The organism is Streptomyces sp. P5F9, from assembly GCF_057961495.1.
Genome location: NZ_JBXVPZ010000406.1, coordinates 1 through 9021 on the forward strand (window position 1 = coordinate 1; position 9021 = coordinate 9021).

The window sequence follows — 9021 nt, forward strand, 5'->3', positions numbered from 1 at the left end:
ACCACGTTGCCGTGGGTGTCGGCCAGGCACTGGGTCTCCACGTGGCGGGGTTTGTCGAGGTAGCGCTCGACGAAGCACTCGCCGCGGCCGAAGGCGGCGACCGCCTCGCGGACCGCGGAGTCGTACAGCTCGGGGACCTCTTCGAGGGTGCGGGCGACCTTCAGACCGCGGCCGCCGCCGCCGAAGGCGGCCTTGATCGCGATGGGCAGCCCGTGCTGCTCGGCGAAGGCGACGACCTCGTCCGAACCCGACACCGGGTCCGGCGTGCCGGCCACCAGCGGGGCACCGGCGCGTTGGGCGATGTGCCGGGCGGCGACCTTGTCACCGAGGTCGCGGATGGCCTGCGGGGGCGGGCCGATCCAGATCAGGTCCGCGTCGAGGACGGCCTGCGCGAAGTCGGCGTTCTCGGACAGGAATCCGTAGCCGGGGTGGATGGCGTCGGCACCGGACTCGCGGGCCGCGGTCAGGACTTTGTCGATGTCCAGGTAGCTGGTCGCCGGTGTGTCACCGCCCAGGGCGAATGCCTCATCCGCGGCGCGGACATGCAGAGCGTCCCGGTCCGGGTCGGCGTATACGGCCACGCTCGCGATCCCGGCGTCCCGGCAGGCCCGGGCTACGCGGACAGCGATTTCGCCACGATTGGCGATGAGCACCTTGCGCACGTGTGGCCTTCCTGTCCTCTCACGGACGGTGTGATCGTGACGCTCCACGGCTGCGGCTCGCACACCGGCAGCGACCCGGTCGGCCCGCCGCCGAGAGCCGCCGACCAGGGCGTGACCGGATCGGTCAGCGATCCTTGTGGCCGACGATCAGGACGTCGTCGCGGGAGTCCGTGAGCCCGACCGTCTCGGGCCGGAATCCGGCGTCCCGCAACCATCCGTAGCAGTCCTCGACGGAGTATTCATGGCCTCCGGCGGACCAGACGAGCATGCTGAGGCTCGCCATGACGGCAAAGAGCGGAGGTGTCTCGTCGCTGACCATGGGGTCGTAGATGATCACCGCACCGCCGGGCCGGACGGCCGTGTACGCGTTCTTCAGCAGTTTGATCCGCTCCTCCGTGCCCCAGTTGTGCAGGATGTGACCGAAGATCAGCACATCAGCCTCGGGCAGCGGGTCCGTGAAGAAGTCACCGCCGTGGAAGGTGATCGGCTTCGCGGGGGCGAGCTTCTCGACGTGCTGTGCGAAAGCGCGCTCCAGGGGCGGCAGGTCGAAGACTCCCGCCTCCAGGTGGGGGTGCGCGGTCACCAGGTGGTGGGCGAGGTTGCCGCGGGCGCCGCCGATGTCGACGAAAGAGGCGTACGAGCTCCAGTCGAGTCCGCCGACCCGCGCGGCGATGGGCGTGTTGAACATGTCCATGCTGTCGAGGAAGGAGTCGGTCGCCTCCTGGTCCACGTACAGCGAGTGGTACGGATTTCCCTCGGTGGCGGCGGTGTTGTGCGGCTGTCCGGTGCGCAGCGACTCACCGAGTCCGGCCCAGGCGGGATTCAGTTCACGCTCGCAGAACTGCAAGTAGCCGCCGATGAATTCGGGGCGGCCGCGGACCAGGAAGCGCTCGGCGGCGGGTGAGTTGCGATAGGCGCCCTCGTGGAGTTCAAGCAGGCCGAGGCCGGCGAGCGCCAGGAAGAAGTCTCCCGCGCCCGGCATGCGGAATCCGAGGCGCTCGCTCAACTCCGCGGCGGTGGCCGGGGTGCCCGACAGCTGGGTGAAGAGTTCGGAGTCGGCGGCGGTGAGCAGGATCTTCGTCTGCCAGTAGCCGGACAGAATGCCCATCACCTGTCCCACATTGGGCTCTGCGGGCGCCTGCGGGGCTTGAGATTCCATGTGCCCAGTTCCTCCTGAGAAGGGAAATGCGGCGGGACGGGCAGTTCGGTCTTCGCGCGTCCTTTCCACTATTTTCCGTAGCGCGCATGAGGGAGCCAAGGGCCACTGCTCAAGGATTCATTGAAGAACCATCAAATCCCGCACAGGAATGCGCGGGGAATGTTAGGAATCCGTCAAGGCCGTCGACGCGGACCGTACTGACGCCCGCCCATCGCCTCCGGACATGCGTCACCCCTGCGTCGGGGACGGGGGAAGGACCCGACGCAGGGGCTGTTTTGAGGAGGCGCGGTCCGGATCCATACCAGACCGGGGCCCCGGGTCGATCCGGTCGGCATCGTGTGCTGGGTGCGACCGGGCCGACGTCAGGACGATGCGGGGGCGTCGACGGACTGCTGGCCGGGCACGCCCTGCGGTTCCTCCCCGGCCGGGGAGGCCGCGGGTGGCAGGTCGGCACGACCCGGCAGGAACAGGGTGGCGACGAGGAGGACACCGAGCGTGCCGATCGCGAACCAGTAGACGCCGTGGATGCCCTTCAGGAAGTCGCCGTCGCCGACGGTCTTCAGAATGACCGTGACGAGGGCGATACCGATGGCCGCGCCCAGCTGGTTGAGCATGTACAGCACCGAACTGCCCTGTGGAACCAGGTGCATGGGCAGCGTGCGGTACAGGGAGCCCATGGTCGGGGCCCCCACGAAGCCGAGACCCATGCCCATCACCAGGGCGGCGAGCGACGGCCAGACCTCGTTGGCGGTCGGGGAGACACGGGCGAGGAGCAGTCCGCCGAGGGCCGCCACGACCGCGCCCGCCTGGGCCAGGAACCGGCTGCCGATCTTGTCGCTGAGCGTGCCCGCCAGCGGCATGGCAAGGGCGGCGCCCAGGCCCACCGGTGTCACCAGCAGACCGGCGGCGAGCGTGCCGTGGCCACGGATCTGCTGGTAGTAGAGCGGCAGGGCGAAGAGGCTCGCGAAGGTCGCCAGACCGCTCAAGGTCATGACGGTGACGCTCGCCGTGAAGCTGGTGTTCTTGAACAGCCGCAGATCGATCAGCGGGGGGATGCGGCGCACGCCGAGGGCGTGGATCGCGTATCCGATCAGCACGACCACGCCGAGGATCAGCGGGAGCAGTACCTGCCAGACGGCGAAAGCGGTGCGGTCGGCGCTCTGCGACATGGCGAGGACCAGCGCCGCGAAGCCCGGGCCGAGCAGGGCCAGGCCCAGCACGTCGAGCCGCACCTGCGATTCCGCCGTCCCGCGCGGCGGATCGGACGGCACTACCCGCACCGCGAGCACCAGGGCGACCAGCCCGACGGGCACGCTGAGCAGGAACATCCAGCGCCAGGACATTCCCTGCAGAATGGCGCCGCCCGCGACCGGGCCGAGCACCGGCCCGAGCGACAGGACGACACCCATCAGGCCCATCACGCGGCCGGCCCTCGATGGGCCCGCGCCGCGGGCGAGCAGCACCAGGACCAGCGGGTCCAGGATGCCGGCGGCCAGTCCCTGGACCACGCGGAAACCGATCAGGCTGCCCGCGTTCCACGCCGTTGCCGACAGCAGCGATCCGAGCAGGAACACGGTGAGCCCGATGATCCACATGCGCTTGCTGCCGAACCGGTCGACCGCCCACGAGGTGAACGGGATCGTCGCGGTGACGGCCAGCAGGAAGCCCGTGGAAGCCCAGCCGATCGTGGTGATGGAGGTGCCGAACTCTTTGCTCAAGGGATCGATCGCGACGGCCACCATCGTGCTGTTGAGGATGCCGAGCATCCCGCCCAGCAGGACCACGGCGATCAGCCGCACGAGTGCGGGTTCCAGTCGGTCATCCCGAACTTGCGTCATCGCTTCTCCGGTTGAAGATCTCAGCGTCTAATTGAACCTATGAGTTCAATCTAGTGATCCCCTAGGGCCTTCGCAACCCACTGGTACGCATAGTTGAACCCATTGGTATAGCTAAACGGGCCGTCGAGGTACGATGCGGTCGTGACCGAAGCGAGCACTTCAGCGGCGTCCGGGCGCAGGGCATCCCGGGGACGCATCGACAAACGGCAGGCGATCCTGGAAGCCGCCTTCACCGTGTTCGCGCGCGAGGGGTATGCGAACGCGTGCGTGAAGGTGATTGCGGCCAAGGCGGGCGTCGCCAAGCCGACCGTCTACAACCACCTCAGCGACAAGGCGAACCTCTTCCGCCATGCCATCGAGGCGGCTTCCGACACCGCGATGGCCCAGAACCTGGCGGTCGTCGGACGGCTCGCCACCCCGGGGGACGATCTGCGGGCGGCACTCGAAGACGTCGGCGACCGTCTGCTCCTGTGCTATTCGAGCGACGAGTCCTGGGCGCTGCGGCGGCTCATCTACGCGGAGTCCGCCCGGTTCCCCGACCTCCTCGACGTCGTCAGGGGCGGCGGACCGACCAACCGGGTCACCGAGGCGCTGGCCGACCGGCTGGCGCGCCTCGCCCTGGACGGCCGGCTGCGGCTGAGCGACCCCGCTCAGGCTGCGGAGCAGTACATCGCGCTGCTCACCGGCCCGATGGAGGAGCGGTCCCGCTTCGGCACCGAGCAGGTCCCCGCCGACGAGCAGCGCCGACTGGTCCGGGCCGCGGTCCACACCTTCCTGCAGGCGTTCGGCACAGGGACCGCGGACTCCGCCGGTTCAGCGAATGCGCAGGGAATCGTCAAAGGTTCATGAAACCAACAAGGCACTGTCAACTCCGTTGACCTAGGCCCGAGTTGCCCGGATAGCGTCACCAGTCGTCCGCACCCGGGCGGGGTTCTTCCGCCCCGCCCGCGGACGATGCGCCTGTGTCACACAGCCCGCGGTACCGCCATGTCCGGGAGGACCTATGTCTTTCACCGACTCCCCAGCTCCCGCCTTTCCGTTCAGCACCACCGGATGCCCGATGGACCCGCCCGCGCTCGCCACCGAACTGCGCGAGGAACGGCCGGTCACCCGCGTCACGCTCTGGGACGGCAGCCGTCCGTGGCTGGTGACCCGGCACGCCGACATCCGGCAGGCGCTGCGCGACCCGCGCCTCAGCTCCGACGTCCGGCGCCACGGCTTTCCCTTTCTGTCCGCCGCGCAGAGCGAGGCCATCGGCGAGGCCCTGATCACCTTCATCCGCATGGACCCGCCCGAGCACACCGCGCAACGCCGCATGCTCACACAGGAGTTCATCGTCAAGCGCATGGAGAGCATGCGCTCCGAGATCGACACCACGGTCGACGCCCTGCTCGACCGGATGATGGCGGCCGGTGCACCGGCCGACCTGATGGAGGCCTTCGCCCTGCCCCTGCCGTCGCTCGTCATCTGCCGGATGCTCGGTGTGCCGTACGAGGACCACGCCTACTTCCAGACGCGCAGCCAGCTGGTGCAGGACACGACCGCCGCGCCGGAGGAAGTGAACACCGCGCTCGGCGAACTGGCCGTCTATCTCGACCGGTTGGCCGGCGAGAAGGCCTCGGAACCGGCCGACGACATGATCAGCCGGCTCGTGGTCGAGCAGGAGATCCCCGGGCACCTCACCCGCCACGAGGTGGCAGGCATGGCCCTGAACCTGCTCATCGCCGGCCACGAGACCACGGCCAACCAGATCGCGTTGAGCGTGCTCGCGCTGCAACGCCATCCCGAGCAGTGGGCGAAGCTGTGCGAGCACCCGAACCTGGTACCGGCCGCCGTGGAGGAACTGCTGCGGCACCAGAGCATCGTGCCGACCGGTCTGCAGCGCGTCGCCGGCGAGGACCTGGAGATCGGGGGCACGGCGATCCGGGCGGGCGAGGGCGTGCTGCTGCAGATCGGCGCCGCCAACCGCGACCCGCGCGCCTTCACGGACCCCGACCGACTCGACATCGAACGCAACGCGCACCGCCATATGGCCTTCGGCTTCGGCGTCCACCAGTGCCTGGGGCAGCCCCTCGCCCGGATCGAACTGCAGTCCGCGCTGGCCGCGCTGGTGCGCCGACTGCCCGGTCTGCGGATCGCCAAGCCGCTGGAGGAGCTTGACTTTCGGCACGGCGGGAACATCTACGGCCTGTTCAGCCTGCCGGTGGAGTGGTGAGGTCCATGGAGCTGGAGCTGACCACGGACCCCGAGAAGTGCTGCAGCTCCGGACAGTGCGCGGCCGCCCTGCCCGAGATCTTCGACCAGGACGACAAGGACGGCAGGGTGGTCCTGCTCGTGACGCGCCCGCCGGCCGAACTCGCCGACGCCGTCCACGAGGCCGCCGACTGCTGTCCGGCAGGAGCCATCACCGTACGAGAAGGGCGCTGACCGCCGTACGGACAGAGCACCGACCGGCCCCTCACTGCAAAGCGACTGTCAATTCCACAGAGCCGCGTGAAATGCCGTCACACGGCCCTACAAGAAATCCCGGCCGGGCTTCCCCCGGCTCCGGTGACCGGTCTACGTTCCCCGTGCCGAGAATTCTTACGACGCAGGGCGCCGTGACACGGCCCAGGACTTCGGAGTGTGCCGATGGCGGAAACAACAAGCGAGCGGGAAATACCCGGGCAGCGCAGGGCCCGGCTTCCCACACTCACCGGAATGCGCGGAATCGCCGCACTCCTCGTATTCTTCTTCCACATCTCGACTTCGGGACTGTTCCGCAGTGCGGAAATGAATCACGACGTCCAGTTCGTGTTCGGCCCGGCTGGCGACCTGGGTGTCTCGTTCTTCTTCGTCCTGAGTGGTTTCGTACTCACCTGGTCGGCCCGGCCGAATGACACGAACCGCATGTTCTGGCGCCGGCGGTTCGCCAAGATCCTTCCGAACCACTTCGTCACCTGGGGCCTGGTCCTGGTACTCATGCTGGCCACCGGAATCGCTCCCTCCCCCTTCGAGACCGTGCCCAACGTGCACAGCGCGGACGGTTTCCTGCCCAGCGTCGCAAGCTTCTTCCTGGTGCAGTCGTGGATACCGGACGTGCGCTACTGCGTGGCGGGAAATCCCGTGAGCTGGTCCCTGGCCTGCGAGTTGATGTTCTATGTGTGCTTCCCCTGGCTCCTGAGCGTCCTGTCCAGGATCCGTCCGGAACGGCTGTGGTACTGGGCGCTCGGCACGGTCGCGGTGATCGTCGCCGTGCCCGCGGTCGTCGGGGTCGTCGTACCCCACGGTCCCGCGCTGCCCTGGGACCCGACGGTCTCGGCCTGGCACCACTTCGCCATCTCGTTCTTCCCTCCGGTGCGGGCCCTGGAATTCGTGCTGGGCATCCTGATGGCGCTGATCGTGCTGTCGGGCCGCTGGATCCCCGTCGGGGTGCTCCCGGCGACAGCCCTCCTCGTCGCCGCCTATGTCATCGCGCTCTACGCGCCCCTGGAGTACGCCCTCGTCGCGATCACGGTGCTGCCGCTGGCCCTGCTCGTCCCGGCCGTCGCGACCCAGGACGCGCGAGGTCCACGGAACTCGCCGGGACGACGGGCCATGGTCTGGCTCGGCGACGTCTCCTTCGCCCTCTACATGGTCCACATCAGTGTGATCGCGTACGGCCATGAACTGATCGGCGGACGCGGGCGCACCTGGTCGCTCCCCGCCGGCTTCGCCATCATGGCCGCCTTCTGCCTGGTAGCGCTGTTCCTGGCCTGGCTGCTCTGCACAGCCGTGGAGATGCCCGCCATGCGCCGGTTCGGCACCACGCCCCGGCCCGCGCCCGCGCTCACATCCGTGCCGTCCGGTGCTTCCGGCGTGCCGGCGCCCCAGCCGGAGCCGAACGGGGAAACGGGCGCGCCACCCCCCTCCTCCGTACTGCCCGGCTGACCTACGCACCACTTCACCGGCGAGTGGACCGGTCCCGGCGGCGTGCAGGCCGCCGGGACCGGCGGTGCGACGCGACGCTCGACGGAGAGCTTGTCACCGTGCCGACCGCTGGAGAGCTGTCCGAATCGTGCCGGACCCCGGTGTGGCCGGGGCCCGACGTGCACGGGTCTACCAGGCGATGGGCAGCTTCTGTACGCTGCGGACGGCCCGGTTCGGCGTCCACTCCACCTCGTCGGAGGGGACGGCGAGGCGCAGGCCGGGCAGGCGTCGTACGAGCGTGTCGAGGACGACCTGGAGTTCCAGCCGGGCCAGCGGGGCGCCCAGGCAGTGGTGCGGGCCGTGACCGAACGTCAGGTGGGGGACGCTCTCCCGGGCGAAGTCGAGTTCGTCGGGACGGTCGAAGACCCTCTCGTCGCGGTTGGCCGAGGCGTTCTGGGCCACGACGGCCTCCCCGGCCCGGACGGTCCGCCCGCCGATCTCCACGTCCTCGGTGGCCAGGCGGGTGAAGCCGAGCCCGCCGACGCTCGCCTCCAGCGGGGTCAGCCGCAACAACTCCTCCACCGCGGTGGGCACCAGCTCCGGATCGGCGGCCAGTTGCTCCCAGCGCTCGCGCCGGCTGAGCAGCGTGTAGACGAAGTTGCCGATCTCCGCGGCGGTCGTCTCCTGGCCGGCGATCAGCACATTGACGCCGAAGGTGACGAGTTCCTCCTCGCTGAGCCTGTCCCCCTCGTCCCGGGCGGCGACCAGTGCACCGAGAAGGTCGTCCGCCGGCTCGGCCCTGCGCTCGGCGATCATCGCTCGCAGATAGGCGCGCAGGGCGTCGTCCGCCGCCTTGATGACCTGCGGATCGGCGGCCGAGAGGGCCACCGACTGCTCGGTCCATCGGCGGAAGCGGTCGTGGTCGTCCACGGGAATCCCGAGGACGTCGCTGATCACGGTGAGCGGCAGGGGCCAGGCGAGCCCGGCGACCAGGTCCGCGGGAGCCCCGCTCCGGACCATGCGGTCGACCAGCCCGTCGACGACCCCTTGGACGTTCGGCCTCAGCTCCTTGACCCGGCGGGCCGTGAACGCCTTGGCCACCAGGCGGCGCAGCCGGCTGTGCTCCGGCGGGTCCAGGCTGACCAGGGAGGCGTTCTGCTGGTCGGGCAGCGGCAGGGTCCGCGGTATGTCGCGGCCGGCCGCGGCGGCGCGGCTGAACCGGGGGTCGGCCAGCACGGTCTTGACGTCCTCGTGGCGGGTGACCAGCCAGGCGTCGCCGCCGTACGGCATGGTCACCCTGGCCAGGGGTTCGTCACGGCGCAGCAGGGTGTACCCGGGGTCCAGGTCGAGTCCTTCGGCTGCGAAGTCGGTGTGCCGGTAGGGGCAGGCGCTGGGGAACCGATCGGTCATGTCGGGTCAGCCTCCTTGTGATCGCCCGGAGGTGCGGGCGGGGCGTGAGGCCCGGGCTGCGGGC

General features: G+C 69.5%; 8 protein-coding genes. 4 read left to right on the forward strand and 4 right to left on the reverse strand.

Annotated features, from left to right (window positions below):
• From AC31A1_RS40310 to AC31A1_RS40320, 3 genes are all read right to left on the reverse strand, one after another.
• Nucleotides 1-662, reverse strand: a 662-nt coding sequence (locus AC31A1_RS40310) for a biotin carboxylase N-terminal domain-containing protein (protein WP_489658051.1), incomplete at its 3' end; no start/stop codon positions are given.
• 124 nt (nt 663-786) lie between these two features.
• Nucleotides 787-1821: a methyltransferase gene (locus AC31A1_RS40315; RefSeq protein ID WP_489658052.1), complete on the reverse strand. Its 1035-nt coding sequence runs from the start codon at nt 1819-1821 to the stop codon at nt 787-789.
• 362 nt (nt 1822-2183) lie between these two features.
• Entirely contained in the window at nt 2184-3659 is a 1476-nt protein-coding gene (locus AC31A1_RS40320; RefSeq protein ID WP_489658053.1) for a DHA2 family efflux MFS transporter permease subunit, read from the reverse strand.
• A 141-nt stretch (nt 3660-3800) separates the two neighbouring features.
• Between AC31A1_RS40320 and AC31A1_RS40325 the strand changes: the two genes are divergently transcribed.
• The 4 genes from AC31A1_RS40325 to AC31A1_RS40340 all read left to right on the forward strand — a co-directional run bounded on the left by AC31A1_RS40325 (nt 3801) and on the right by AC31A1_RS40340 (nt 7568).
• The gene (locus AC31A1_RS40325; RefSeq protein WP_489658054.1) at nt 3801-4508 is read left to right on the forward strand and encodes a TetR/AcrR family transcriptional regulator; all 708 of its coding nucleotides are present in this window, start codon (nt 3801-3803) and stop codon (nt 4506-4508) included.
• Between the two features lie 154 nt (nt 4509-4662).
• Nucleotides 4663-5874: a cytochrome P450 gene (locus AC31A1_RS40330; RefSeq protein WP_489658055.1), complete on the forward strand. Its 1212-nt coding sequence runs from the start codon at nt 4663-4665 to the stop codon at nt 5872-5874.
• A gap of 5 nt (nt 5875-5879) precedes the next feature.
• Nucleotides 5880-6086 carry a ferredoxin gene (locus AC31A1_RS40335; RefSeq protein WP_489658056.1) on the forward strand — a complete coding sequence of 69 codons (207 nt, stop codon included), beginning with the start codon at nt 5880-5882 and terminating at the stop codon, nt 6084-6086.
• A gap of 273 nt (nt 6087-6359) precedes the next feature.
• On the forward strand, nt 6360-7568 hold the full coding sequence (locus tag AC31A1_RS40340; protein ID WP_489658057.1) for an acyltransferase family protein: 1209 nt from the start codon (nt 6360-6362) through the stop codon (nt 7566-7568).
• Between the two features lie 168 nt (nt 7569-7736).
• On the opposite strand, the gene AC31A1_RS40345 is transcribed toward AC31A1_RS40340, so the two are convergent.
• Nucleotides 7737-8957, reverse strand: coding sequence for a cytochrome P450 (locus tag AC31A1_RS40345; protein ID WP_489658058.1), 1221 nt, complete (start codon nt 8955-8957; stop codon nt 7737-7739).
• Between the last annotated feature and the right edge of the window lie 64 nt (nt 8958-9021).

What these genes read in the sequence shown, in the direction of transcription:
- AC31A1_RS40315 (WP_489658052.1), bottom strand. Translation starts at nt 1,821, where the DNA reads ATGGAATCTCAAGCCCCGCAGGCGCCCGCAGAGCCCAATGTGGGACAG.
- AC31A1_RS40320 (WP_489658053.1), bottom strand. Translation starts at nt 3,659, where the DNA reads ATGACGCAAGTTCGGGATGACCGACTGGAACCCGCACTCGTGCGGCTG.
- AC31A1_RS40330 (WP_489658055.1), top strand. Translation starts at nt 4,663, where the DNA reads ATGTCTTTCACCGACTCCCCAGCTCCCGCCTTTCCGTTCAGCACCACC.
- AC31A1_RS40335 (WP_489658056.1), top strand. Translation starts at nt 5,880, where the DNA reads ATGGAGCTGGAGCTGACCACGGACCCCGAGAAGTGCTGCAGCTCCGGA.
- AC31A1_RS40340 (WP_489658057.1), top strand. Translation starts at nt 6,360, where the DNA reads ATGCGCGGAATCGCCGCACTCCTCGTATTCTTCTTCCACATCTCGACT.
- AC31A1_RS40345 (WP_489658058.1), bottom strand. Translation starts at nt 8,957, where the DNA reads ATGACCGATCGGTTCCCCAGCGCCTGCCCCTACCGGCACACCGACTTC.